The organism is Jeotgalicoccus psychrophilus DSM 19085 (genome assembly GCF_000425845.1).
Taxonomy (GTDB): Bacteria; Bacillota; Bacilli; order Staphylococcales; family Salinicoccaceae; genus Jeotgalicoccus; species Jeotgalicoccus psychrophilus.
This window is the reverse complement of record NZ_KE384465.1, coordinates 40,817-65,288: the sequence shown is the minus strand read 5'-3', so window position 1 is coordinate 65,288 and position 24,472 is coordinate 40,817. Positions and strand designations below refer to the sequence as shown.

Sequence of the window (24,472 nt, the reverse complement as noted above, 5' to 3'; positions counted from 1 at the left end):
AAACTGGACATTCGTATAAAATGCGCCATTCAACAGCTGCACAGAAAAGTACATACTTATTGATATTAATTTAACATTCTATAAGAATAACATATACAATTTGTCAAGTCAAATATATAATTTCTTTTATTTAGTGCTTTTTAAGATATAATAACCTCTATCTTTTGAGGCGATTTCAACATTTCCAAACAGTGATTTTAAATGTTTTTTATAAGAAGCCATGCCCTGTTTCTTCTGCACAACCATATAAAACTCACCCTTTAAATCAAGGCGTTTAAAACCATCATTCAGCATATCGAGAACTGTATCTTTACCCGCTCTAAATGGCGGATTTGTAACATATAACGATACATTAAAGGGCATATCTTCATAACTTTCCCGGTCGAGCACGTCGGCATTCACTTTTTCCCGGCGCGTATTTTCAATGGATAATTGTATCGCATCTTCATTAACTTCGACCATTACCGGACGGAGTCCGAGTTCTTTGCCAAGTACGGTGCCGATCGGCCCGTAGCCCGCACCCATATCTATTAAATCACCGGAACCTTTAAATTCCGAAAATACAGTTCTGATTAATACTTCAGTACCATAATCAATCTGATTTTTGGAAAATACGCCGCGATCCGTTTTAAAGCGGTAGACATGATCGTTGAAACTGAACTTTATTTCGCTGAACTCATGCGGTGTATTATCTGTAGTGAAATAGTGAGACATTAAATCTCCCCCAATCGGTAAAAGTAACTAAAAAAGCCCCCGATAAACTTATGTTTACGGGAACTTTTTGCGTCAAAATTTATATAGACTACTTAACTTCTACGCCAGCGCCAACTTCTTCAAGTTGAGCTTTAAGAGCTTCAGCGTCTTCTTTAGAAAGACCTTCTTTGATAACTTTAGGAGCGCCATCAACTAACTCTTTAGCATCTTTAAGACCAAGACCAGTAGCTTCGCGAACTACTTTGATTACTTTAATCTTAGATGAACCTGCAGATGTAAGTTCTACATCAAATTCAGTTTTTTCTTCAGCAGCAGCAGCTTCTCCGCCACCACCAGCAGCTACAGGAGCAGCAGCTGTTACGCCAAATTCTTCTTCGATCGCTTTAACTAAGTCGTTTAATTCTAAAACTGACATTTCTTTAATACTTTCAATGATTTGTTCATTGTTAGCCATAATAATATTCCTCCATTTTTTTAGTTGTTTTTAAGCGCACTTATAATTTAAGCTTCGCCGTTTTCTTTTTCTTTTTCTTCACCGATAGCTTTAACCGCATATGCGAAGTTGCGTACTGGTGCTTGTAATACTGATAACAGCATAGAAAGTAATCCGTCTCTTGATGGTAGAGATGCAATTGATCTAACATCTTCCGCCGGTACGAAACTACCTTCGATAACGCCCGCTTTAATTTCTAAAGCTTCGTGTTTTTTAGAGAATTCGTGGATGATTTTAGCAGGCATGATAACATCTTCGTTAGAAAATGCAATCGCACTCGGCCCAACTAGGTATTCATTAAGCTCAGATAAGCCTTGTGAATCCGCAGCGCGGCGAACCATCGTGTTTTTGTAAACTTTGAATTCAATTCCAGCATCACGTAATTGCTTACGTAGTTCAGTTACTTCAGAAACTTTTAAACCGCGGTAGTCTACTAATACTGTAGATACAGAGTTTTTAAGCTGTTCTGAAATTACTTCAACGTGCTGTTGTTTTTGTTCAATCACGTTTGACATGTAGTTACACCTCCATTATTTTTTGGTGCAAATAAAAAAGCACCTTTTACCTGCGGCAAAAAGTGCTTGAATTTATATGAATATCATTCAAGTCATTTTTATTTGCCTCGGCAGGATAGTTATTAAGCTGTTGTGTTCAGCTCCTGCTGTCTTAGGTAATCTTTAAAATTTACAAGTGTAAATATAACCGATATATCTACACTTGTCAATATTTATTTTATACAGTTCTTACTGCGCTTGGGTCAACTGTAATTCCAGGGCCCATAGTGCTTGAAACTGTTACTGATTTGAAGTAAACACCTTTAGATGATGCAGGTTTAGCTTTATCAAGAGCATCGTGAATTGCTTTAAAGTTTTCTACAAGCTGTTCTTCAGTAAATGAAACTTTACCGATTCCAACATGAATAATACCAGCTTTTTCAGCGCGGTATTCAACTTTACCAGCTTTGATTTCCTGAACTGCTTTAGTTACATCCATAGTTACTGTACCAGTTTTCGGGTTTGGCATTAGTCCTTTAGGTCCAAGTACGCGTCCTAATTTACCAACTTCGCCCATCATGTCCGGTGTTGCAACGATTACATCGAAATCAAACCATCCACCGTTAATTTTCTGTGCTAATTCTGCTTCGCCTACGAAATCTGCGCCAGCAGCTTCTGCTTCTTTAGCTTTTTCGCCTTTAGCAAATACTAATACACGCTGTGACTTACCAGTACCATGCGGCAACACTAGTGCTCCACGGATCTGCTGATCATTTTTACGTGTATCAATACCTAGACGGAATGCTACTTCAACTGAAGCATCAAAGTTGGCAACATGCGTTTCTTTAGCAAGTTTAATTGCTTCTTCAATTGAGAATGTAGAGTTGTGATCAAACTTCTCTAGAGCAGCTTGATACTTTTTACCTCTCTTAGCCATATATATTCCTCCTTGTGGTTATAGCGGGGTTAATCCTCCCACGACCGTATTAATACTTAATTTATTTTTCGACAGTGAAGCCCATGCTTCTAGCTGTACCTTCTACCATTCTTACTGCTGCGTCTACTGATGCTGCGTTTAAGTCTTCCATTTTTGTTTCAGCGATTTCACGAACTTGTGCCGCTGTAACAGTTGCCACCTTGTTTTTGTTAGGTTCGCCAGAACCCTTCTCAGTGTTAGCCGCTTTCTTAAGAAGAACAGCTGCCGGTGGAGTTTTTGTAATAAATGTGAATGAGCGATCTTCAAATACAGAGATCTCAACAGGAATAATAAGACCTGCCTGCTCTTGTGTACGTGCGTTGAATTCTTTACAGAATCCCATGATATTTACGCCTGCTTGACCTAGTGCTGGACCTACCGGTGGTGCCGGGTTCGCCTTGCCTGCAGGAATTTGCAATTTCACAACATTAATAACTTTTTTAGCCACGATGTTGCACCTCCTCATAATCGTGATGTGGTCACAGGATGTTTAGATTTCATCCTCCCACTCTTCATCTGTATACATAAACAAAGATGGCCGCAAATTTGCGACCTTGAAAGTATAGCATATATTAGTTACATTTTTCAATAAAAGAATTAAAGTTTTTCGATTTGATCGAATTCAACTTCAACCGGTGTTTCGCGTCCGAACATCTCAACGAGTACTGTAAGCTTGTAGCGTTCCTCATCGATTGATTCAATTACACCGCTCTGGTTATTAAATGGACCTGCGATAATATTGATTGATTCGCCGACAGCAACTTCAACATCAACAATTTTCTCTGACATACCCATCTGGCGCAGGATAAATTTAACTTCATCCGGCAGTAGCGGGTTCGGCTTGCTGCCCGCTCCCTGTGAACCGACAAATCCGGTAACGCCCGGCGTGTTGCGGACTACGTACCATGATTCATCTGTCATTACTAATTCAACGAGTACATAGCCCGGAAATGTTTTCTTCATTGCCGTTTTCTTTTTCCCGTCTTTAATCGTTGTTTCCTCTTCTTCAGGGATGACTACGCGGAAAATTAAATCCTGCATATTCATCGACTCAAGGCGCGCCTCTAGGTTTGCCTTTACTTTGTTTTCATAGCCTGAATAGGTATGTACTGCATACCAATGCTTGTCTAGAGACATTTTACCGCTCCTTTAAATTTACATAAAATCAATTAGTGCTGTAATACCAATATCCAGCACGTAGAAAAATGCTAAGAAAAATACTACAGTAAGTACTACTGTCGTCGTATAACGGACTACTTCCTGCCCTGTCGGCCAGCTGACTTTCTTCATCTCGCTAACTACATTTTGGAAGAAGTTCTTATTATTATTCATCAACCGTTCCCCCTGAACTATATAGAACTTTTATGCGTGGTATGCTTATTGCATTTTGGACAATGTTTTTTCATGACGAGTCTTTCGTTGTGAACCGGCTTGTTCAATGAATAATTACGCGAGCCGCAGTCACTGCATATAAGAGCAATTTTCATCTTAAAATCCTCATTTCAATTCTAGTATACTATATCGGCTTAAGGCATCATTGTCAATAACGGCGTGTAAATCTTCAACCGAACTGAACTTGAATTTAATCCTGTAAAGTGTATTGATTACCGACTCTGGCTCCTTGTTAATAATGCTGCCTATCTCGTCAAAAGTCGCACCGCCCATAAATAATTTCAGGACCCTTTTTTCAAAATTTGATAAATTGCCGACCGCTCCTGCATACTCTTCCTGGGCTTCTTTTAATATAACATGCGACAGTGCATGTCTGTGCTCCAGCATATAAACCTCTTCCGGACAAATTTCAATCTGACGGGAGACGCTTAAGTAATTAACGCAGCTGTACATTTTCAGTCTGATGGAACGAAGCGCATAATGTCCGTAATGCCCTTTTGAATAATCGAATCTTAAGCACAGCATCAATGCACTTAAAAGCATTTCCTGGATCAGGTCTTCGCGGTCATATTCGTTCATATCATATTTAAATGTCATTCTTCTGATGATCGGACGGAGCTCGCGGTCAATTTCATCAAATTCGGCGAAATTCCCCGCTTTCACTTGCAGCGCATAGGCATCCAGTTTCGCTTCATTGTTTCCGTAATCAGCCGGCCGCTCGCTAACGTAAATATAAAATGATTTTACTGAATACATCCGCTCGCCTCCCATTTATATTACTTCTAATATATGAGGTAACAGGCGGACGTTCAAGGCGTCATTTTTCGCCGCGTCTCAGTTTTTCCATTTTTGCGAGTACTTCTTCACTGATATCCAATTTTGTCCTCGGCAGTTTTTCATTTATTGTCTCAATGTGCGCACTGATATTTTTATCGGCTTCTGCCAGATCCAGCCACATCTCTCTTGAAGGAATCCGGTAGGCGCCGTAGGCAAATATTGCATTCTGTTCGGTCAGGTCACTCGTGACGACACTGATATCGCACAGATGAGGATGATAGTTATCGTAAACAAAACGCTCAATATATTCATCCGCCGTTTCTTTTTCTTTTGTATAAATGACCGTGATGCCGTAATAATCGATAACCGCTTCCTGGCTTTTAACTTCATATGCATCAAACACACAGATAATTTCATAGTTCTGAAGCGCCTGATACTCACTCAGTCTTTTCAGCACTTCCTCCCGTGCAAGCTGGAGTGAAATTTTAGACTCTGCAAATAACCTTGAGTTGGCGCCGATTAAATTATAACCGTCAACGACGAGCAAGCGTCTTTTTTTGCGCATAATCACTCACGTCCAAGCGGGTTCTGCTGGCGATATACTTCGTACATCAGCAATGCTGCTGAAACCGAAGCATTCAAGCTCGTAATTTCACCGGTCATTGGAATTTTAACCATAAAGTCGCATTTTTCCAACGTCTTCTTGCTGATACCTTCACCTTCACTGCCTACTACCAATGCGGTGCTTCCTGATTTCGCATTCATCTCACGGTAGTCCAGCGTACCGGAACCATCGCTGCCGATAACCCAGAAGTTATGATCCTTCAGCTTATCAATTGTCTGGTTGATGTTCGTCACTCTGACAACCGGTACATATTCTATCGCACCAGTGGATGTTTTAGCGACTGTATCCGTCAGCAGCACTGATCGGCGTTTTGGAATAATGACTGCATCGAACCCGACTGCATCACACGTTCTTAAAATAGAACCGAGGTTATGCGGATCTTCCAGACCGTCCAGGATAATAACATTGGCATCCTTGCCTTCAATATTTAAAAGCAATTCTTCGAGCGGCATATATTCATGTGCACTGACCATTGCAGCGATGCCCTGATGGCGCTCATCCGTCATACCGTCCAGTTTACTTTTCGGTACTGCTGACACGACAACGCGTTTTTCTTTCGCTAAATCCAAAATTTCTTTCAGCTGGCTTTTATTTACGGTATCCTGCATATAAATTTTATTAATATCACTGCCTGAACGCAGCAGCTCTTTTACCGCGTGGCGTCCTGCTATAACTGAACTCTCCATTACGCTTCACTCCCGTTTTCAATAATATGAGCCATCAGCTCTGTAATACGCGTTTCATTCTCCGTTAATGATAAATGCCCGACGAGTGCTTCCAGTCCGGATGCGTCCCGGTACTCTTTAATCGATGCGTTTTTCGCACGGGTCGCACTCGACTTGTTGCGCGCTTTCTTTGCGATATCCCATTCTTCTTCCGTCAGCAGTTCCGACTTTCGGAGGAAGTGCAGCGCTTCTGCCTGCGCACGTGCACTGACAAGCTTATTTGCTTCTCTGTGCAGCACATCAGGTTTTAAATACGGTTTGTTTCTTATTAAATGCTCACGGACATGCACCGCATAAACTGCATCTCCTAAAAATGCGAGCGACAGTGACGGTACCGTATCAAGTTTAAAATTATCCACGTTTAAACCTCACACCGTCTTTAGTATCTTCTAAGACAATGCCTTGTGCTTTTAGGCTGTCGCGGATTTCATCCGAACGGGCAAAATCTTTATTTTTACGCGCCGCTTCACGTTCTTCAATCAGCGCTTCAATTTCCTCGTCCAGCAGCAGCTCTTTTCGGGCCAGGTTCACACCGAGAATTTCCGAGTAAATCTTAAAAGCTTCGATAAATTTCTGCAGCACTTCTTTTGCTGTCGCCGGCTGACGCAGGTACTTATTGAGTTCGCCTGTCAGTTCATGCCACGCCGATACAGCATTTGCCGTATTAAAATCATCATCCATAAACGCTTCAAGCTGCTGAAGATTCAAATCAATTGCACTAAGCACCTTATCATCAATTTCTGTACCGACCGCTTTATCCAGTCGTTCCGACGCCTGGTGATAGCTGTCTTGAATGCGCATCAGACCGTTGCGCGCCGCGTCGACAAGTTCACGGTTATAGTTAATCGGATTGCGGTAGTGCACGCTCACCATAAAGTAGCGGAGCACGTTCGGTTCAACTTCTTTAATAATATCGTGCACTAAAATAAAGTTGCCGAGTGACTTCGACATTTTAGTGTTATCGATATTAATATAGCCGTTATGCATCCAGTAATTCGCAAATGTCTCATCTGTCATACATTCACTCTGTGCGATTTCATTTTCATGGTGCGGGAACGTTAAGTCCTGTCCGCCGGCATGAATATCAATTGTATTGCCAAGATGCTCACGTGCCATCACGCTGCACTCGATGTGCCAGCCCGGACGGCCTGTGCCCCAAGGAGAGTCCCAGCTGATTTCCCCGTCTTTTGCCTGTTTCCACAATGCAAAGTCAAGCGGGTCCTGTTTTTTCTCGCCCGCGTCGATACGTGCACCAATTTTCAAGTCGTCCACTGACTGCTGTGACAATTTACCGTAACCGTCAAATGAACGTGTTTTAAAGTATACATCGCCTGCCGATTCATAAGCATGCCCTTTATCGATAAGTACTTTAATGAACTCAACGATGTCCGGCATATGATCCATGACTCTCGGATGCACATCTGCTTTTTTAACATTGAGCGCACCTGTATCTTCGAAAAATGCTTCGATAAAACGCTCTGCTATTTCCGGTACTGTTTCGCCCAGTTCTTTCGATGCTTTAATCAGTTTATCGTCGACATCCGTAAAATTCGATACGTACTTCACTTCATAACCTTTATACTCCAAATAACGGCGGACTGTATCAAAAGCAATCGCAGGACGCGCATTGCCGATATGAATATAGTTATATACTGTCGGACCGCAGACGTACATGCTTACTTTACCTTCTTCAAGCGGCTTAAATTCTTCTTTTTTTCTAGTGATTGTATTATATATGCGAACCATCTTTTACCTCATTCCCAACTTCTCTTCTGAAGTTATTAATATCTTTTTCAAGTTCCAGTAATTTTTCAAACAATGGATCCGGAAGTTCACGGTGATCAAAGTTATTATGTTTTCTGACGCGCTGCCCGTGCTGTTTCACAATATGACCGGGAATACCGACTACTGTTGAATGGGGCGGCACATTTTTCAGTACAACAGAATTGGCCCCGACATTCGATGACTCGCCGACGCGGATGTTTCCAAGCACTTTGGCACCAGCTGCAATCAGCACATTATCGTCGATATCAGGGTGGCGCTTATGGTCTTCTTTACCCGTTCCGCCCAGTGTTACCCCCTGATATATCGTCACATCATTGCCGATGTTGCACGTCTCTCCGATTACTACACCCATACCATGGTCGATAAACAGCCGTCTGCCGATATTTGCACCCGGATGAATTTCTACCCCGGTCACAAAGCGGCTCACCTGTGAGATTGCACGTGCAATCACTTTAAAATTCTTTCTGTAAAACCAGTGTGCAATCAAATGCGCCCACACTGCGTGAACTCCTGAATACGTAAAAAATGCTTCGAATCGGTTTTTCGCTGCCGGATCGAGTGACAGTACCATATTTAAATCTTCTTTCACTCTCTGAAACATCTTCGTCCTCCTAAAATCATAAAAATACGCCTCTGCCCGGTAATCGGACAGAGGCGCTTACGCACGGTTCCACTCTGCTTTATCACTTTTAATATACAGTTCATTCCATATTAAAAGCGCAATTCTACAAACGCTTTGTTATCCTTCTCAGCAGGCGGATAATCTCTTTGTGTCCAGCGGTTTATATACTTAACTTTTAACACTTATATCATACGGCAGACTGCCCGTTATTTCAATAGTTCAGACTAGATCAAGCGTTTAATACGTTCAAGAACTGTCTCTTTGCCGATTAATGAAATTGAATCCGGCAGCTCAGGCCCTTTTGTTTCGCCTGTTACCGCTACGCGGATCGGCATAAATAATTTCTTGCCTTTAATGCCTGTCGCTTTTTGCACTGCTTTAATTTCAGCTTTAACTCCTTCAGGAGAAAAGTCTTCAAGCGTCGTAAAGTGTTCGTGAAGTGCAGTCATCAGTTCAGAAATATGCTCCTGTTCAAGCACTTCCTCTGCTTCAGCATCAAACTCAACATGATCTTTAAAGAACTGCTCTGAGAGCTCAGTAATTTCTGCAGCATAGCTCATCTGCGGCTGATACAATGCTACCAGTTTACGCGCCCAGTCAAGCTGTGTTTCATCAGGATCTTTAGCAACTCTGCCTGCTTCCTGCAGGAACGGCAGTGCCATATCAAAAATCTCTTCAGAATTTTTTTGTTTCATGTACTGGTTATTAATCCACATTAATTTCTGGTTATCGAAAAATGCAGAAGCTTTCGATAATCTGTTCTCATCGAAGTTCGCAATCAGTTCTTCTTTCGTGAAGATTTCCTCTTCACCTTCAGGAGACCAGCCTAAGAGTGCGATAAAGTTAAACATCGCATCCGGCAGGTAGCCTAATTCTTCATACTGCTCGATAAACTGAATAATTGAAGCATCGCGTTTCGATAATTTTTTCTTCTCAGCGTTAACGATTAAAGCCGTGTGGCCGAATTCAGGCAGCGGTAAATCTAAGTGTTCATAGACCATCATCTGTTTCGGTGTGTTTGAAATATGGTCATCACCGCGAAGTACATGTGTGATTTCCATTTCGTGGTCATCGATAACTACAGCAAAGTTATACGTCGGCACCCCGTCTTTTTTAACGATAACCCAGTCTCCGAATCCATTAGAGTCAAACGAGACATCACCTTTAACCATGTCGTTGAACGTATATGTTTTATCCTTCGGCACACGGAGACGAATTGCAGGCTCTCTGCCTTCAGCTTTGAACTGTTCTTCCTGTTCAGCTGTTAAGTTTGCATGTTTGCCGCCGTACATCGGTGTCTGACCATTTTTCAGCTGATCTTCTCTTTCAGCTTCAAGTTCTTCAGAAGTCATATAGCAGCGGTAGGCCTTGTTATCATCCAGTAGCTTCTGAATGTATGGAGCGTAGATTTCTCCGCGTTCCGACTGACGGTAAGGACCGTAGTTCCCTCCAACATCTACACTTTCATCCCATTCGATACCGAGCCACTTCAAGTAGTTCAGCTGAGAGTCTTCACCTTCTTCTACATGTCTCGCTTTATCAGTATCCTCAATGCGGATAATGAAATCTCCGCCGTGATGGCGTGCGAATAAATAGTTAAACAGTGCTGCGCGTGCGTTTCCTATGTGCAGGAATCCAGTTGGACTCGGTGCATATCTCACTCTTACTTTAGTCATTATTTTGCCTCCTGTTTGTTAAGAAGTACGACCGCTTCACTCGCGATACCTTCTTCTCTGCCTGTAAATCCTAATTTTTCCGATGTTGTTGCTTTAATATTAACATTTGATATATCAGTCTTCAAAAGCGCTGCTACATTCTCACGCATTTCGTCAATATACCCTCTTAGTTTAGGTCTTTCAGCAATCACAACTGCATCGACATTGCCGATTTCATAACCTTTTGTATGCATCATCGAGACTACTTCATCCAGCAGCACACGGGAATCCGCATCTTTAAATTTTTCATCTGTATCGGGGAAAAATTTCCCGATATCCCCTAGTGCGAGTGCTCCCAATATTGAATCCGTAATTGTATGCAGCAGCACATCCGCATCGGAATGTCCTTTTAACCCAAAGTCGTGGGGAATTTCCATACCGCCTAAAATCAGCGGGCGGGATGCGTCGAATGCATGAACATCATAACCGTGACCGATCCTCATCATCTCACTACTTTCCTTTAAGAATCATATGCGCAAGCTGCAAATCTTCGCTTGTTGTTATTTTAATATTATCATAAGTCGATTCGACTAAATAGACTTCTTTACCTATCGCTTCAACCATCATCGAGTCATCTGTCACTTCAAGATTATGTTCTTTCGAATGCTCGTATGCCCTTTTCAGAATATCGTACTTAAACGCCTGCGGCGTATGCACCGCGACGATTTCATCCCGGACCAGCGTCTCATTGACTTTGCCGTCAATAACGCGCTTCAGAGTGTCTTTAGTTTTTACACCGCAGATCACCGCACCAGTATCAGCAACTTTAGCCTTCAGTCTCGTAAGGATGTCAGCAGTCAGAAATGGTCTCGCTCCATCATGCACAAAAACATAATCCGCAGTACGAACATTGACCAGTGCATTATATATACTGTCCTGGCGTTCGGCACCGCCAATATGAATCCCCGCTACTTTTTTTGAAGCATCGAAGAGTTCATGCATAAGAGCTGTCTCTTCTGCTCTGACCGCCAGATGAATCGCTTCACAATCCGGATCATTTTCAAAATGCCTGACCGTTCTTTTAATGACCGGTTCTCCGTCAATTTCAAGAAGTACTTTGTTATATCCGAGCCCCATACGGGAACCGAGTCCCGCAGCCGGAATAATTACTGTATATTTCATTTATTCTTCTCCAGTTTCGCAAAGACAATCCGTCCTGAATTAGTCTGCAGTACACTTGTCACAATGACAGGCACCATTTGATTAATTAAGTTTTCCCCATTTTCGACAACGACCATCGTGCCGTCTTCAAGATAACCGACACCCTGATTTTCTTCTTTCCCTGTTTTTGAAACAAACAGTTCAAACACATCACCCTGAACGACGACGGTTTTAATCGCTCCGCTTAACTCGTTAACATTAAGCACCGGAATATCATGAAGCTGGCATATTTTATTCAGATTATAATCTGTCGTTAATATTGCACCTTTTTCTTTTTTAGCAATATCAATCAGCTGCTGATCTACATCGAGTTTGTCGTATGTTACCGGCTCAATACGGACATTCGGAGTTTTCTCCTGCAATACATTCAGCATATCGAGTCCGCGCTGGCCTTTTTCTCTTTTAACGGGATCAGTAGCATCTGCAATCAGCTGCAATTCATCCAGTACAAATTGCGGAATGATAATTTCACCTTCTAAAAAGCCTGTTTCCACAACGTCAATAATCCGTCCGTCGATAATTACACTCGTGTCGATAAACTTCTTCAATGCTATATGACTGCCTTCAGCTTTTGCTTTCCCCGAAGCTCTTGGGAAGAAATCCAGTACTTCGCTGAATTTTCTGAGGCCAATCATAAATCCTAAATAACCGAGCACTACCGCAAAAATAATCGGGACGATTTCGCCTATTAATGGAATGTCCAGTGTATTGATTAAAAGAGATATTAAGACAGCGATTACAAGTCCCAGCATCATTCCAAGTGTGGCAAAAACAATTTCGATTAGGCTTCTTGAAAGCAAATAGCCCTCACTTTTCTTCAGAAAACTATGTGCGTGCGACAGCGTCCAGCCAAATAATAAGAAAAATAACAGAACACCGAGCGTGCCGCTTATGAGTATGTTGTTAAATATTCTCGGCACTTCAAACGGCAAAATCATCTGCAGTTCAGGGAACAGCCAGACGCCTAACGAAATACCAATCAATATGTAAACGACATACAGTAAATACTTGAGCATATTATCCCTCCTTTTTAATCTTTATGTTGCGCGTATTTAATTGCCTGCCTTAATGTTTTCACGCCGATTGCTTCAATACCTGCCGGTACATCTACACCGCTTAAATTGGAGGCAGGTACAATTGCGCGCTTAAAACCGAGCTTCGCCGCTTCCTGCAGACGCTGCTCTATTTTAGTTACCCGTCTGATTTCACCGGTCAGCCCCACTTCACCGATAAAGCAGTCTTCACCGCGTACCGCGATATTTTGGAAACTGGAGGCGATACTGATAATGACGCTTAAATCGACAGCCGGTTCATCGAGCTTCACACCGCCCGCTACTTTAATATAAGCATCGTGCTGCTGCATCAGCATTCCTTCCGATTTTTCAAGTACTGCCATTAATAACGACAATCGATTTGTATCCACTCCGGTCGCCATGCGTCTCGGGTTATGGAAGTGAGTCGGCGTCACGAGTGACTGAACTTCAACAAGCATCGCTCTTGTACCTTCCATCGTTGCAACGATAGCCGAGCCTGGTGCATTTTTCGAACGTTCTTCAAGGAAAATTTCCGAAGGATTCAATACTTCTTCGAGACCTTTCGCCTTCATCTCGAAAATACCCATTTCGTTCGTCGAACCGAAACGGTTTTTTACAGCACGCAAAATACGGTATGAATGATGCTGGTCCCCTTCGAAATACAGCACGGTATCTACCATGTGTTCAAGCAGTCTCGGCCCTGCAATCTGACCGTCTTTAGTCACGTGACCGACGATAAACGTCGCAATATTATTGCCTTTTGCGATGTTCATAATAGACTGCGTACTTTCTCTTACCTGAGCGACACTCCCCGGTGCGCTCGTGACATCCGGATGGAATACTGTCTGGATGGAATCAATAATTAAAAAGTCCGGCTTCGATCTTTTAATTTCTTCGTGAATATATAATAAGTTCGTCTCGCAAAATACAGTCAGGTCCGACGGCTTTTCTGTAATACGGTCTGCACGCATTTTAATTTGTTCAAGCGATTCCTCACCCGAAACGTAAAGCACTTTATGGTTTTCCGCTAAAATTAATGCTGTCTGCAGTAAAATCGTCGACTTTCCGATACCCGGGTCCCCACCGATTAAAATAAGCGAACCGTTAACGATACCGCCGCCAAGCACACGGTCAAACTCTCCCGAGCGCGTTGTCGTACGTGGTGTATCACTATTTTTAACTGTTGTCAGTTTCGTTGCGCGGGGCCGGTCATCGGCAGGTGTTTTGCCTAATGTACCGCGTCCCGGCGCGGCTTCTTTATGTACAATTTTCTCTTCAAGCTGGTTCCAGGCGCCGCAGTTTGGACATTTACCCATCCACTTCGGCGACTCATAACCGCATGCCATACATTCAAATGATACTTTTGCTTTTGCCATCCGTGTATATTCTCCCCCTATTATATTTACGTATTACTATTGTATTATTTATTTCAGCTGATTTAAAGGCAGAAGCCTGTGATATTAATGATAATATCGAATATTGTTCGTTCCTTCACAAAATATTTTCAGATTATTCTATCAGCACAGTTGCAAATCTGCTGCAGCTTCTCTAAGATAAATTAATATTCTTAAAAAAAGAGAAGGAGATTCTATGCAGACATTTAACGATTTTTCCAAAAGCGCAGGGTCGCACAAGACTTTGCCGCTGATTGAAAGTTTTTACACCGATGTATTGACGCCGGTACATATGTTCAATGCATTAAAGGACGACGCGCTTTATATTTTAGAAAGTCAGGACCCTGCATCAGAATGGTCGAATTATTCATTTATCGGCCTGGATCCTTTTATCGATATAAGTGAAGCCCGTGACGGGTTTCTTATGACTGATCTCGACACAGAAAAAACATTTACATTCAGCACGCTGAAAGAAGCACTCGATTATGCACAGAATTATGTCGACGCATACACCGACAGCATAGACCTCCCGTTTAAAGGCGGTGCTGTCGGCTATATAAATTATGAAGCTGTGCAGGATCTCGCCGGCATCAAACCGCGCGACGGCAGTCAGCACGGCAATTATCAATTCGTTTTCACACGCACGCTGATCGCCTACGACCACCGCAAACAGCAGACTTCCATCATCTCATTTGAAAATCCAGAACGCTTTGAAAGTGTTAAAGATACATATAACACTTTAAAAACACGTATTCACTCACTTAAAAAACAGCTGCAGAGCAATATTCAGCTCGAGGATTTAATGCTTTCACGAAGACAGGCCGAAAATCCGCAGCTGACATTTACAAGCAACTACAAAGAAACTGATTTCAAACGCGATGTCGATGTGATAAAAAATCATATCAGCCGCGGTGAGATAGAGCAGACTGTAATTTCACAGCGTTTTGATACAGTCACGCAGTGCTCCGGATTTGAACTGTACCGGATTTTAAGAAACATCAATCCATCACCCTATATGTTCTACTTAAACTTTTCTGACGCAGAGCTGATCGGCAGTTCTCCCGAACGCCAGCTGCAGGTTAAGGATAATAGACTTGAAATTCATCCAATTGCCGGCACCAGAAGGCGCGGACAGACGCCAGAAGAAGACGAGGCAATCGCACAGGAACTGCTCAATGACGAAAAAGAAGTTGCCGAGCATAAAATGCTCGTCGAGCTGGCACTGGATGAATTTCGTAAAGTATCGGTTTTGGACAGCGTCGAAGTCAGCCGTTATATGACGATTGGCAGATTCTCAGAAGTCATGCATATCATCAGTGTTGTTAACGGTACGCTGCGGGATGATGTATCACCGATTGAAGCATTTTTCAATTCATTCCCTGCTGGCACCCTTACCGGCGCACCAAAAACACGTGCCATGGAAATTATCCGCGAACTTGAACCCGATAATCGCGGTCTGTACGGCGGGTGTATTCTGTATTACGGTTTCGACGGCAATATGGATTCGTGTATTACGATACGGACGATGATTCTTGAAGGCAGTACCGTCAGCGTTCAAGCCGGTGCCGGGGTTGTTGCCGACTCTACACCGGAAAATGAATATCAGGAAACTATTAACAAAGCGAGCGCGCTGTTCAATGCAATTAATCTCGCGGAAGAAGTTTTTCACCCTTAAATTTATGTAAGTAAAACCCCAATCCTCAAGTTTGTTTGAGAGATTGGGGTTTTTATTATTGTTCTACTGCGTCTCTTGCTCTGTCTTTTGTTTTGACCGTAAACTTATCTTTTTTGTAATCTACTGTGACAAGTTTGTTTTCAAAGCTTTCACCGCTAAGCAGTGATTCACTGAGAGTATCTTCAATGTTTTTCTGAATGCTTCTCGCTAAAGGACGCGCTCCGTATTCCGGATCATAGCCTTCTTCTGCGATACGTTCAGTCGCTTTTTCAGTCACTTCAATATGAATGTTCTGGTCTATCAGACGTTCACGCAGCTGATTGATCATTAAGCTGACAATTTCTTTAAGGTGTTCTTTTTCTAATTTATGGAACACGATAATGTCGTCCACACGGTTAATAAATTCAGGTCTAAAAGAATTCTTAAGTTCTTTCATCATTGTGCTGCGCACATTTTCGTAATTATCCGCAGCTGGTCCGCCGAAGCCGACGAATCTCTGATCCTGAAGTTCACGTGCACCCACATTCGATGTCATCACAATAATCGTATTGCGGAAATCGACTGTCCGTCCGTTCGAGTCCGTCAAGCGGCCGTCGTCCAGCACCTGCAGCAGCAGGTTGAAAACGTCGGGATGCGCTTTTTCTATTTCATCGAACAGTACTAATGAGTAAGGTTTTCTTCTTACTTTTTCAGTCAGCTGACCGCCGTCATCATAGCCGACATAGCCGGGGGGTGAACCGACAAGACGTGATACGGAATGTTTTTCCATATATTCACTCATATCAACGCGAATCATTGCATCTTCCTCACCGAACATCGTTTCGCTGAGAGCTCTTGCAAGTTCGGTCTTCCCGACACCTGTCGGTCCGAGGAAGATAAAGCTGCCGATTGGACGCTTAGGATTTTTAAGTCCTGCACGTGCACGTCTTACCGCTTTTGAAATCGATGTGACCGCATCGTTCTGGCCGATAACACGTTCGTGCAGAATCGATTCAAGATTTAACAGTCTGTCAGATTCATCTTCTGCAATTTTAGTCAGAGGTATGCCTGTAATCATTGCAACAACGAGCTCAATATCTGCCGGTGTTACTGATTGCGATGAGTCTCCCTGTTCTTTCTTCCAGTTCTCTTCCGATTCTTTCACCTGACGTTCAATTTTCGTCTGCTGATCACGGAAATTCGCTGCCGCTTCAAATTCCTGACTCTGTACCGCTGCATCTTTTTCTTTTTTCACATTTTCAAGTTCAGCTTCTAAGTCTTTTAAGTCAGGCGGAGCTGCATAGCTTCTCAATCTGACTTTAGACGATGCTTCATCGATTAAATCGATTGCTTTATCCGGTAAGAAACGATCCTGAATATAACGGTCACTCATACGTACCGCCGATTCAAGCGCCTCATCTGTAATCGTCAGACGGTGATGTGCTTCATAACGGTCGCGCAGTCCTTTTAAGATAAGGAGTGCATCTTCAGCGTTTGGTTCATCGACCATAACCGGCTGGAAACGGCGCTCGAGTGCTGCGTCTTTTTCAATGTGCTTGCGGAACTCATCGAGCGTTGTCGCACCGATACACTGCAGTTCACCGCGTGCCAGCGCAGGTTTTAAAATGTTTGATGCATCGATTGCACCTTCTGCGCCGCCGGCACCGATAAGCGTATGCAGCTCATCGATAAAGAGCACGACGTTACCCGCTTTATGAATTTCATCCATTACTTTTTTCATGCGTTCTTCAAATTCACCGCGGTATTTAGTTCCCGCAACAACCGTACCCATATCGAGTGACATGACACGCTTGCCTTTTAAATTTTCAGGTACTTCGTTTTGAATAATTGCTTGTGCAAGCCCTTCTGCAATTGCAGTTTTACCTACACCAGGTTCACCGATTAAAACCGGGTTATTTTTCGTTCTGCGGCTCAGTATTTCAACCACACGTGTAATTTCGTCTGAGCGTCCGATAACCGGATCGAGCAAATCTTCTCTTGCGATTTGCGTTAGATCACGTGCCAGAGAGTCAAGTGTGGGTGTATTCGTATCTCTCTCGACGCTGCTGTGAGACTGGAATGACTCGGGGTTCCCGAGCATTTTAATTACAGCGGCACGTGCTTTCGTAATATTTAGATCTAAGTTCGCCAGCACACGTGCTGCCACACCTTCACTTTCACGGATTAAGCCGAGCAGCAGATGTTCTGTACCGACAAAATTGTGATGCAGTTTGCGCGCTTCATCCATCGACAGTTCGATGACTTTTTTAGCACGGGGCGTGTAGTGTATAGATGAGGCTTTTTCAGTGCCTGTATTGATTAAATTATGAACTTCTTCATTGACCCGCTGTTCATCAATATTAAATGATGCGAGAACTTTTGCTGCAATACCTTCCTGCTCTTTGACTAAACCGAGCAGCAGATGCTCTGTACCAATATTAGAGTTTTTTAGTGTGATTGCTTCTTCTTGTGCATACGCCAGTACTTTCTGGGCACGCTCTGTTAATTTACCAAATAGCATACTCTATTTCCCTCCTAGTAATTCACGCATTAAGGATGCTCGCGCACTTTCCGCCGCACCCCCAGGTGAATCGTAGTCTTCTTCTATATTTATACGTTCTTTAACAAATGCCGGCTGAATCAGCTGGAACCATTCCTGAAAGTTGAAATCTGGAAATTCAATATACGATAAATCGATACCGAGCTTCACATTGCTTAAATGCATTGACGCTTCTTTTAACGATAATTTATAAGCATGCTGCAGAATTCCGAGTGAACGGTTTACCGCATCCTTGGTGTCCAGCGTCAGTAAATGCTGTCTTGCCATACGCTCTTCTTCTATTAAACGGTTTTTCAGCTCGGTCAAATTATTTATAATAACTGATTCTTCAAAGCCGAGCGTTACCTGATTGGAGAGCTGATATACTGAACCCAGCGGTTCAGAGCCTTCCCCGTATATACCACGCAGGGTAAAACCGAAACGTGTCAGGTTGTTGTGGAATCTCTGAATTTTATTCGTTGCTGTGAGTGCCGGCAGATGCAGCATCACCGATGCTCTCATGCCGGTGCCGATATTTGTCGGACACGCCGTTAAATAACCGTATTGTTCATCAAAAGCATACTCTATCTTTTTTTCCAATGTATCATCTATTGCATTTGCTTTCTCATAAAGTGACTCAAGGCCGATATTCGTCCCGAGCGCCTGTATGCGGAGGTGATCTTCTTCACCAAGCATAATAGATACATCTTCATCATTATTAATAAATACACGGTTGCCGTGTTTCGCAAAATTTGGACTGATTAAATGCTTTTCAACGAGCAGCGCTCTATCTGGAACAGGCAGCTTCTGTACAGCTGTGAGACCGTAATCAGGCAGAACTTTCGCTACCAGCCCTCCAAGGGCCTCGAGATCTTCATCGTCTTCAAGCACGTGAGTAAAAGGCACACCTTTAATATTACGTGCGAGACGGATCCGCGATGACATTTCTATTTCTGTGTTCACCGCATTTTGAATCCACATACTCGTATGTCTATTCATAGGTCTCACCGTCCTTCAGCGCCTGAATTTGGTCGCGGACTACCGCTGCTTCCTCAAAGGCCTGCATTTTCACTTTCTCCTGCAGCGTCTGTTCAAGCGACTGGATATCCCGTTTCAGTTTTAAAGTATCGTGTGCCTGCGACGGTATTTTGCCGATATGACGCTGCTGATTTAACTGCACACGCGTGACGATTTCCGGCACGTAGCGCTCAAAGTATTCGTAACAGTGGCTGCAGCCGAATAATCCGTTCTTAACAACACTCTTTAGTGTCGAACCGCAGGTCGGACAGGCATGCTGCTCTGTTTCTGTCTGTTCACGCTGTGAATTGTTCGCAAGCATTTTTAACAGCGTCTGAATATCAAACGGGTTATCCGTCTGATTATAATTTATATCCATCGATTGATTGGCGCATTGTTCACACAAATATTGTTCTCTGTGAGCATGCCCCGAACCTTTCGAAATATGAATTGCCGCTTCACGCTCGTTGCATATTTCACATTTCATCTCATCACTCCTTAGCATAGAGTATAGCTGTAATTATACGCCGTAAAATTTTTGCTCTTAAAATATCTCTGTAAGGCAGCTCAAGCGATAAAATTTCGCGTTTCATCACTGCATCTATAATTTGTGATTCCCGGTAAGTAATGACTTCATTTTCATACATGGACTGGACCAGATGCTCCGCATTTAACTGCGAGATGTTTTCTCCAATTAAGTTCTGAAGATGCAGAAGGTACTCAGTTTCAGAGTGAGTTTCCACCTTGGTGATTCTAATGTAGCCGCCTCCGCCGCGTTTGCTTTCTACTACATAACCGTGCTCGTTCGTAAAACGGGTTTTTATTACATAGTTTAGTTGTGACGGCACACAATCAAATTTTTCAGCGATGTGCGCGCGTTTAATCTCAACGACTTCATTGCCAGATTGTTCAATCATATCTTTTAAGTACTGCTCAATGATATCCGACATATTACGCATATCATCACTCCTCCTTGACCAACTTTGACTAAAGTATACCGTCTGTGCGTTTTTTTGGCAAATCTCTTGTTTATTTTTTTAAAAAAATCTACTGTTTGTATTTCTTAGAAAATCGACTTTTTTTGTTTATTTCTCTCAATACACCCTTTATTTCTGTAAACGTTTGCATTATAATGATTCAGTATCGCGTATTTGTAACATTTACTTTATAATTAAATGGAAACATATACATAGAGAACAATTTCATACATTATTTTTTGGAGGCTTACTATGAGTATTGTAATGGGAATAGTTGGTATACTATTCGTCATCTTCCTGGCATGGATCGCAAGCAGCAACAAAAAGCTTGCATTTAAGCATTGGAAAAACATTGTCGTATTACTTGTGCTGCAAATCCTTGCTGCATTCTTGTTCTTAAGTACAACAGGTGGACAGACATTCATCCTGTGGCTTGCTGGCGTATTTGATAGTTTACTCGGATTTGCAAGAGAAGGCGGAATTTTCGTCTTTGGTGATCTGATGTCTACAACTGAAGGAGAACCGGCAAACGTGTTCTTATTCAACGTGTTACTTCCGATTATCTTCATCTCAGCAATTATCGGTATTTTATCATTCACGAGAATTCTTCCTTTCATTATTAAAGGAATTGGATTCCTGCTTACGAAAATCACTGGTATGCCCTACATAGAGTCATACAACGGTGCGGCATCAATGATGCTTGGACAGTCTGAGGTTTTTGTATCACTTAAAAACCACCTGCCTAAAATGACAACACAGCGTCTTTACACATTATCAGCACAGGCAATGAGTTCAATCTCACTGTCAATCGTCGGTGCATTCTTTACTATGCTCGACCCGCAGTTTGTAATTATCGCAATCGTTCTTAACCTGTTCGGTGTATACGTTATTGTTCACATTATCAACCCGTACGAAGAAGAAATTAATGACGGCGACGTTGAAATTTCTACAAACCCCGAGAAAGGTAAATCTTTCTTCCAGGTTCTTGGAGATTACATCATCGACGGTGGTAAAATCGTCCTTATCGTAGGCGCGATGCTTATCGGGTTTATCGCTTTAATTGGTCTGTTAAACAACATATTCCTATTAATTCCGGGATCAAACTTATCATTCCAGGATATTCTTGGTTACATCTTTATGCCGGTCGCATTCCTGATTGGTATTCCATGGGATGAAGCTCAGACTGCCGGTTCATTAATGGCAACGAAACTTATTACAAACGAATTCGTAGCAATTTTAGAGTTCATGCCATTAGCAGAAACTCTATCAGAGAAAACACAGGCAATGCTTTCAGTATTCCTGATCTCATTCGCTAACTTTGCAAGTATCGGTATTATCGCCGGTTCTGTAAAAGGTCTTCATGGCGAAAGCGGAGACAAAGTTGCGAAGTTCGGTCTTAAATTAGTTTACGGTGCAACACTTGTTTCATTACTAAGTTCTGTAATCATCGGATTCTTCTACTAAGATTATAAAACTTTATAAATGAACTCCGGAGGATAATCCTCCGGAGTTTTTTTGTGTGAAAAATTATAAGCAATAACCCGTATATCAGCTTCCTCAGAGTCTGATATACGGTTTATTTACATTATTAAACTTATATCTCTTAACCCAGTGCAACGTCCAGCACCATCATAATGGCGAAACCAATCATAAATGCAAAGACTGCAACATCGGAATGTCCATTTTTCTGTGTGCTTGGTATTACTTCTTCCACGACGACGAATATCATCGCACCAGCACCTGCAGCGAGGGCATAAGGCAGTACCGGCTCCATCATGCCAATCAGCAGTACACCGACCATTGCAGCCATCGGTTCTACGATGGCAGACATCCAGCCCCAGAAGAACGCACGCCTTTTACTTGCGCCGTCTCCCCGAAGCGGCATCGATACCGCTGTTCCTTCCGGAATGTTCTGCAACCCGATACCGATTGCCAGTGTCAGGGCACTCATCGTCATTACCGGATCTCCACTGAGGCCCGCAGCACCGAACAGAATACCGATAGACAGTCCCTCAGGTATGTTATGCAGTGTGAGCGACGTGATAAGCAGCGTACTGCGTCTCGAGGTATTATAGGAGAGCCCTTCTGTCGAATCCTCACCCCTGTGACGGTGAGGTATTAATTTATCGAATACATAAATAAATAATGCACCGCCAAGCACGCCCACCAGTGCAGGGAACCATTCCCCGATAGGATTGTCGGCACTCGCCTCAATAGCTGGAGCTAAAAGCGACCAGAAACTCGCTGCTATCATAATTCCGCCCGCAAAGCCGAGCGTTATATTTAGAAAGTTTTCACTTACGCCTTTTGTCAGGAATACAATCGCTGCACCGAGACCCGTCATAGTCCACGTAAACAACGTGGCGAGTAACGCCTGCTGCCATGCTTCCAAACTCATAAAGAAATCCAACATGTTTACTCTCCTCAGTGATTAATAATGATTATTATAACGCTTTTCAAAAAAATATAGTACCGAATAATACTGAATGTTATAATTGATTCCCAGCAGTTTTAAGATAAAGGAGCGTACATGAATGACACTTAAATCCACTATAGCTAAAAACTCAGGTAAAATGACCAGTTATTTATTGACAAAATTTACGAACGGCGGCAGCAGTCTTCCCGGTAAAATCGCTCTTTCCATCGATAAAAATCTACTTCGGAATCTCGCAAAAAATTACGATGTTATCGTGATTACAGGAACTAACGGCAAAACTTTGACGACGACTCTTACGACAAATGCTCTGTCTAAAAAATACAAAAACATCATCACGAACCGTTCAGGTTCTAATATGAAGCAGGGAATCGTCGGTGCTTTTCTAAATGCACCGCGTACAACGAAAGATGCCATTGCTATTCTCGAAGTAGACGAAGGCTCTTTAAAAAACGTCGTCAGAGAACTGCAGCCTAAATTATTTGTACATACGAATATTTTCAGTGATCAGCTCGACCGTTACGGTACAACTGATAAAATATATGACCTGCTCACGGACGCAGCTCGCGAAGTGCCTGAGGCCACAATTATCGCCAACGGTGATCTGCCTCTGTTCAACTCTCAGGACTTACCGAATCCCAAGAAGTTTTTCGGCTTCGATACAGATATTGAATCGAGCGATCAGTCAAAAGAAGATATAAAATGTCCAAAATGCGGTCACACTTTAAATTACCACCATTTCACATATGCTAATCTTGGTGACTATTACTGCCAGTCATGCGGCTTCAAACGCCCTGAGCTCGACTACAAAGTAACCGGCGTTCAGGAACTCAATGTCACACACTCAACGTTCAAGCTCGATAACGATTTATACACGCTTCACAACGCAGGAGTTTATAATATCTACAATGCACTTGCAGCGTACAGCGTCGGCAGATTTTTCGATGTCTCACCGGCTGATATTAAAGATGCATTCCTTGCGAACGAACGCGTTTTCGGCCGTCAGGAAGTCATTATCGCATACGATAAGAAAATCATCCTTAACGTCGTTAAAAATCCTGTCGGAGTCGATCAGGTACTGAACCTCGTGAAGCTTGAAAAAGAACCATTTACGCTGGTTGCACTTCTTAATAACCGTCCCGCGGACGGCATCGATTTAAAATGGCTTGATGATACACAATTCGAATCATTAACCGATTTAAATATCGAAAAGGTGATTACAGGCGGTATCGCTGTCGATACTATGACCGACCGGCTGGTTACAGCAGGCTTCGACAAAAATAATATCGATGCAGCAGGTGACCTTGCCAGTGTAATCGAAGCGATTGAACATGCGCCGACTACGCAGATTCACATGCTTGCAACCTATACCGCAATGCTCGAAATCCGCAAAGCTTTAATAGATAAAGGACATATAAAATAAGACTTGTCTTTCGCTGCACAAAGTTAAACTTTGTGCAGCTTATTTTTGTGTAAAACAAAAAATCACTTCCGACTCAGACAGTCGAAAGTGATAATCTATTGTAAGTGGGCCTAGGTGGACTCGAACCACCGACCTCACGCTTATCAGGCGTGCGCTCTAACCAACTGAGCTATAGGCCCCTATGTATTTAATAAAAAATGGAGCGGAAGACGGGATTCAAACCCGCGACCCCCACCTTGGCAAGGTGATGTTCTATCACTGAACTACTTCCGCATTTATAAATATTAATTTGAGTATGAAATGGTGGAGAATGACGGGCTCGAACCGCCGACCCTCTGCTTGTAAGGCAGATGCTCTCCCAGCTGAGCTAATTCTCCTAAAAGCAAAATCAAACTAATATATATATTATAGATTTTTAGTTAAAATGTCAATAGAATTTTACATAAAATTAATAACAGGCGGTGGAGTCAGGACTCTTATTGTTTGCTTCGCAATGACAGCCGCTCATTGCGGAGCAAACG

Annotated in this window: 27 protein-coding genes, 3 tRNA genes and 1 other annotated feature; of the genes, 3 read left to right on the top strand and 27 right to left on the bottom strand. The window is 42.7% G+C overall.

All coding sequences use genetic code 11. From position 1 onward, the window contains the following. Window positions 1-126: 126 nt before the first annotated feature. From H625_RS0112020 to radA, 19 genes are all read right to left on the bottom strand, one after another. On the bottom strand, window positions 127-714 hold the full coding sequence (locus H625_RS0112020; protein WP_026860139.1) for a class I SAM-dependent methyltransferase: 588 nt from the start codon (window positions 712-714) through the stop codon (window positions 127-129). Window positions 715-802: 88 nt separating this feature from the next. Further along, the gene (gene rplL / locus H625_RS0112015; RefSeq protein WP_026860138.1) at window positions 803-1,168 is read right to left on the bottom strand and encodes a 50S ribosomal protein L7/L12; all 366 of its coding nucleotides are present in this window, start codon (window positions 1,166-1,168) and stop codon (window positions 803-805) included. A 47-nt stretch (window positions 1,169-1,215) separates the two neighbouring features. Next, complete coding sequence (gene rplJ, locus H625_RS0112010) at window positions 1,216-1,722, bottom strand: 50S ribosomal protein L10 (RefSeq protein ID WP_026860137.1); 507 nt, start codon at window positions 1,720-1,722, stop codon at window positions 1,216-1,218. 24 nt (window positions 1,723-1,746) lie between these two features. Further along, window positions 1,747-1,896: a sequence feature (ribosomal protein L10 leader region), on the bottom strand. Between the two features lie 43 nt (window positions 1,897-1,939). Beyond that, the gene (gene rplA / locus H625_RS0112005) at window positions 1,940-2,638 is read right to left on the bottom strand and encodes a 50S ribosomal protein L1 (RefSeq protein WP_026860136.1); all 699 of its coding nucleotides are present in this window, start codon (window positions 2,636-2,638) and stop codon (window positions 1,940-1,942) included. Between the two features lie 61 nt (window positions 2,639-2,699). Then, complete coding sequence (gene rplK, locus H625_RS0112000; protein WP_026860135.1) at window positions 2,700-3,125, bottom strand: 50S ribosomal protein L11; 426 nt, start codon at window positions 3,123-3,125, stop codon at window positions 2,700-2,702. 149 nt (window positions 3,126-3,274) lie between these two features. Beyond that, window positions 3,275-3,814 (bottom strand): transcription termination/antitermination protein NusG, encoded by a 540-nt coding sequence (gene nusG / locus H625_RS0111995; protein ID WP_026860134.1) that lies wholly within the window; start codon window positions 3,812-3,814, stop codon window positions 3,275-3,277. An 18-nt stretch (window positions 3,815-3,832) separates the two neighbouring features. Then, window positions 3,833-4,009: a preprotein translocase subunit SecE gene (secE, locus tag H625_RS0111990; protein ID WP_026860133.1), complete on the bottom strand. Its 177-nt coding sequence runs from the start codon at window positions 4,007-4,009 to the stop codon at window positions 3,833-3,835. Between the two features lie 17 nt (window positions 4,010-4,026). Further along, window positions 4,027-4,164: a 50S ribosomal protein L33 gene (gene rpmG / locus H625_RS13515; protein WP_074431621.1), complete on the bottom strand. Its 138-nt coding sequence runs from the start codon at window positions 4,162-4,164 to the stop codon at window positions 4,027-4,029. Window positions 4,165-4,174: 10 nt separating this feature from the next. After that, window positions 4,175-4,825, bottom strand: a complete 651-nt coding sequence (locus H625_RS0111985; protein WP_026860132.1) for a sigma-70 family RNA polymerase sigma factor — start codon at window positions 4,823-4,825, stop codon at window positions 4,175-4,177. A gap of 61 nt (window positions 4,826-4,886) precedes the next feature. Continuing rightward, entirely contained in the window at window positions 4,887-5,411 is a 525-nt protein-coding gene (locus tag H625_RS0111980; protein WP_035785995.1) for an NYN domain-containing protein, read from the bottom strand. A 2-nt stretch (window positions 5,412-5,413) separates the two neighbouring features. Continuing rightward, the gene (gene rlmB / locus H625_RS0111975; RefSeq protein ID WP_026860130.1) at window positions 5,414-6,157 is read right to left on the bottom strand and encodes a 23S rRNA (guanosine(2251)-2'-O)-methyltransferase RlmB; all 744 of its coding nucleotides are present in this window, start codon (window positions 6,155-6,157) and stop codon (window positions 5,414-5,416) included. Further along, window positions 6,157-6,555: a Mini-ribonuclease 3 gene (locus tag H625_RS0111970; RefSeq protein WP_026860129.1), complete on the bottom strand. Its 399-nt coding sequence runs from the start codon at window positions 6,553-6,555 to the stop codon at window positions 6,157-6,159. The genes rlmB and H625_RS0111970 overlap by 1 nt, the downstream gene beginning before the upstream one ends. Then, window positions 6,548-7,942, bottom strand: a complete 1,395-nt coding sequence (gene cysS, locus H625_RS0111965; protein WP_026860128.1) for a cysteine--tRNA ligase — start codon at window positions 7,940-7,942, stop codon at window positions 6,548-6,550. Before cysS ends, H625_RS0111970 begins: the two co-directional genes overlap by 8 nt. Continuing rightward, window positions 7,926-8,582 (bottom strand): serine O-acetyltransferase, encoded by a 657-nt coding sequence (cysE, locus tag H625_RS13150; protein WP_035785993.1) that lies wholly within the window; start codon window positions 8,580-8,582, stop codon window positions 7,926-7,928. The genes cysS and cysE overlap by 17 nt, the downstream gene beginning before the upstream one ends. Window positions 8,583-8,827: 245 nt before the next feature. Then, window positions 8,828-10,282 (bottom strand): glutamate--tRNA ligase, encoded by a 1,455-nt coding sequence (gltX, locus tag H625_RS0111955; protein ID WP_156897241.1) that lies wholly within the window; start codon window positions 10,280-10,282, stop codon window positions 8,828-8,830. Then, window positions 10,279-10,764, bottom strand: a complete 486-nt coding sequence (ispF, locus tag H625_RS0111950) for a 2-C-methyl-D-erythritol 2,4-cyclodiphosphate synthase (protein WP_026860126.1) — start codon at window positions 10,762-10,764, stop codon at window positions 10,279-10,281. Before ispF ends, gltX begins: the two co-directional genes overlap by 4 nt. A 4-nt stretch (window positions 10,765-10,768) precedes the next feature. Then, window positions 10,769-11,440 (bottom strand): 2-C-methyl-D-erythritol 4-phosphate cytidylyltransferase, encoded by a 672-nt coding sequence (gene ispD / locus H625_RS0111945; RefSeq protein ID WP_026860125.1) that lies wholly within the window; start codon window positions 11,438-11,440, stop codon window positions 10,769-10,771. Continuing rightward, entirely contained in the window at window positions 11,437-12,495 is a 1,059-nt protein-coding gene (locus H625_RS0111940; protein WP_026860124.1) for a PIN/TRAM domain-containing protein, read from the bottom strand. Before H625_RS0111940 ends, ispD begins: the two co-directional genes overlap by 4 nt. 14 nt (window positions 12,496-12,509) lie before the next feature. After that, complete coding sequence (radA, locus tag H625_RS0111935) at window positions 12,510-13,889, bottom strand: DNA repair protein RadA (protein WP_026860123.1); 1,380 nt, start codon at window positions 13,887-13,889, stop codon at window positions 12,510-12,512. Window positions 13,890-14,103: 214 nt separating this feature from the next. Here radA and H625_RS0111930 point away from each other — a divergent pair, with 214 nt between their 5' ends. Beyond that, window positions 14,104-15,582, top strand: coding sequence for an anthranilate synthase component I family protein (locus H625_RS0111930; protein ID WP_026860122.1), 1,479 nt, complete (start codon window positions 14,104-14,106; stop codon window positions 15,580-15,582). A 55-nt stretch (window positions 15,583-15,637) separates the two neighbouring features. On the opposite strand, the gene H625_RS0111925 is transcribed toward H625_RS0111930, so the two are convergent. The 4 genes from H625_RS0111925 to H625_RS0111910 are packed head-to-tail and all read right to left on the bottom strand — an operon-like array spanning window position 15,638 to window position 20,076. Then, window positions 15,638-18,082, bottom strand: a complete 2,445-nt coding sequence (locus tag H625_RS0111925) for an ATP-dependent Clp protease ATP-binding subunit (RefSeq protein ID WP_026860121.1) — start codon at window positions 18,080-18,082, stop codon at window positions 15,638-15,640. Window positions 18,083-18,085: 3 nt separating this feature from the next. Next, window positions 18,086-19,099, bottom strand: a complete 1,014-nt coding sequence (locus tag H625_RS0111920) for a protein arginine kinase (protein WP_035785991.1) — start codon at window positions 19,097-19,099, stop codon at window positions 18,086-18,088. Beyond that, a complete protein-coding gene (locus H625_RS0111915; protein ID WP_026860119.1) occupies window positions 19,092-19,604 on the bottom strand; it encodes a UvrB/UvrC motif-containing protein in 513 nt (170 codons plus the stop codon). The genes H625_RS0111920 and H625_RS0111915 overlap by 8 nt, the downstream gene beginning before the upstream one ends. 4 nt (window positions 19,605-19,608) lie before the next feature. Then, entirely contained in the window at window positions 19,609-20,076 is a 468-nt protein-coding gene (locus tag H625_RS0111910) for a CtsR family transcriptional regulator (protein WP_026860118.1), read from the bottom strand. A gap of 270 nt (window positions 20,077-20,346) precedes the next feature. Here H625_RS0111910 and H625_RS0111905 point away from each other — a divergent pair, with 270 nt between their 5' ends. Then, window positions 20,347-21,558 carry a NupC/NupG family nucleoside CNT transporter gene (locus tag H625_RS0111905; RefSeq protein ID WP_026860117.1) on the top strand — a complete coding sequence of 404 codons (1,212 nt, stop codon included), beginning with the start codon at window positions 20,347-20,349 and terminating at the stop codon, window positions 21,556-21,558. A gap of 139 nt (window positions 21,559-21,697) precedes the next feature. Here the strand turns inward: H625_RS0111905 and H625_RS0111900 are convergent, their stop codons facing one another. Continuing rightward, window positions 21,698-22,507 carry a ZIP family metal transporter gene (locus H625_RS0111900; protein WP_026860116.1) on the bottom strand — a complete coding sequence of 270 codons (810 nt, stop codon included), beginning with the start codon at window positions 22,505-22,507 and terminating at the stop codon, window positions 21,698-21,700. Window positions 22,508-22,628: 121 nt separating this feature from the next. Here H625_RS0111900 and H625_RS0111895 point away from each other — a divergent pair, with 121 nt between their 5' ends. Next, on the top strand, window positions 22,629-23,951 hold the full coding sequence (locus H625_RS0111895; RefSeq protein WP_026860115.1) for a MurT ligase domain-containing protein: 1,323 nt from the start codon (window positions 22,629-22,631) through the stop codon (window positions 23,949-23,951). A gap of 105 nt (window positions 23,952-24,056) precedes the next feature. Here the strand turns inward: H625_RS0111895 and H625_RS0111890 are convergent. The 3 genes from H625_RS0111890 to H625_RS0111880 all read right to left on the bottom strand — a co-directional run bounded on the left by H625_RS0111890 (window position 24,057) and on the right by H625_RS0111880 (window position 24,328). Next, window positions 24,057-24,130, bottom strand: a tRNA-Ile gene (locus H625_RS0111890). A 19-nt stretch (window positions 24,131-24,149) separates the two neighbouring features. Continuing rightward, window positions 24,150-24,224, bottom strand: a tRNA-Gly gene (locus H625_RS0111885). Between the two features lie 28 nt (window positions 24,225-24,252). Next, a tRNA-Val gene (locus H625_RS0111880) sits at window positions 24,253-24,328 on the bottom strand. Window positions 24,329-24,472 lie beyond the last annotated feature (144 nt).

Bases quoted from the DNA above. Each gene is read 5' to 3' on its own strand.
- rplJ (WP_026860137.1), bottom strand. From the start codon at position 1,722: ATGTCAAACGTGATTGAACAAAAACAACAGCACGTTGAAGTAATTTCA.
- H625_RS0111920 (WP_035785991.1), bottom strand. From the start codon at position 19,099: ATGAATAGACATACGAGTATGTGGATTCAAAATGCGGTGAACACAGAA.
- H625_RS0111915 (WP_026860119.1), bottom strand. From the start codon at position 19,604: ATGAAATGTGAAATATGCAACGAGCGTGAAGCGGCAATTCATATTTCG.
- H625_RS0111910 (WP_026860118.1), bottom strand. From the start codon at position 20,076: ATGCGTAATATGTCGGATATCATTGAGCAGTACTTAAAAGATATGATT.
- radA (WP_026860123.1), bottom strand. From the start codon at position 13,889: ATGGCAAAAGCAAAAGTATCATTTGAATGTATGGCATGCGGTTATGAG.
- H625_RS0112020 (WP_026860139.1), bottom strand. From the start codon at position 714: ATGTCTCACTATTTCACTACAGATAATACACCGCATGAGTTCAGCGAA.
- H625_RS0111895 (WP_026860115.1), top strand. From the start codon at position 22,629: ATGACACTTAAATCCACTATAGCTAAAAACTCAGGTAAAATGACCAGT.
- H625_RS0111925 (WP_026860121.1), bottom strand. From the start codon at position 18,082: ATGCTATTTGGTAAATTAACAGAGCGTGCCCAGAAAGTACTGGCGTAT.
- rpmG (WP_074431621.1), bottom strand. From the start codon at position 4,164: ATGAAAATTGCTCTTATATGCAGTGACTGCGGCTCGCGTAATTATTCA.
- rplA (WP_026860136.1), bottom strand. From the start codon at position 2,638: ATGGCTAAGAGAGGTAAAAAGTATCAAGCTGCTCTAGAGAAGTTTGAT.
- rplL (WP_026860138.1), bottom strand. From the start codon at position 1,168: ATGGCTAACAATGAACAAATCATTGAAAGTATTAAAGAAATGTCAGTT.
- cysE (WP_035785993.1), bottom strand. From the start codon at position 8,582: ATGTTTCAGAGAGTGAAAGAAGATTTAAATATGGTACTGTCACTCGAT.
- nusG (WP_026860134.1), bottom strand. From the start codon at position 3,814: ATGTCTCTAGACAAGCATTGGTATGCAGTACATACCTATTCAGGCTAT.
- H625_RS0111985 (WP_026860132.1), bottom strand. From the start codon at position 4,825: ATGTATTCAGTAAAATCATTTTATATTTACGTTAGCGAGCGGCCGGCT.
- H625_RS0111930 (WP_026860122.1), top strand. From the start codon at position 14,104: ATGCAGACATTTAACGATTTTTCCAAAAGCGCAGGGTCGCACAAGACT.
- H625_RS0111940 (WP_026860124.1), bottom strand. From the start codon at position 12,495: ATGCTCAAGTATTTACTGTATGTCGTTTACATATTGATTGGTATTTCG.
- rlmB (WP_026860130.1), bottom strand. From the start codon at position 6,157: ATGGAGAGTTCAGTTATAGCAGGACGCCACGCGGTAAAAGAGCTGCTG.
- H625_RS0111980 (WP_035785995.1), bottom strand. From the start codon at position 5,411: ATGCGCAAAAAAAGACGCTTGCTCGTCGTTGACGGTTATAATTTAATC.
- ispF (WP_026860126.1), bottom strand. From the start codon at position 10,764: ATGATGAGGATCGGTCACGGTTATGATGTTCATGCATTCGACGCATCC.
- secE (WP_026860133.1), bottom strand. From the start codon at position 4,009: ATGAATAATAATAAGAACTTCTTCCAAAATGTAGTTAGCGAGATGAAG.
- cysS (WP_026860128.1), bottom strand. From the start codon at position 7,942: ATGGTTCGCATATATAATACAATCACTAGAAAAAAAGAAGAATTTAAG.
- H625_RS0111900 (WP_026860116.1), bottom strand. From the start codon at position 22,507: ATGTTGGATTTCTTTATGAGTTTGGAAGCATGGCAGCAGGCGTTACTC.
- ispD (WP_026860125.1), bottom strand. From the start codon at position 11,440: ATGAAATATACAGTAATTATTCCGGCTGCGGGACTCGGTTCCCGTATG.
- H625_RS0111905 (WP_026860117.1), top strand. From the start codon at position 20,347: ATGAGTATTGTAATGGGAATAGTTGGTATACTATTCGTCATCTTCCTG.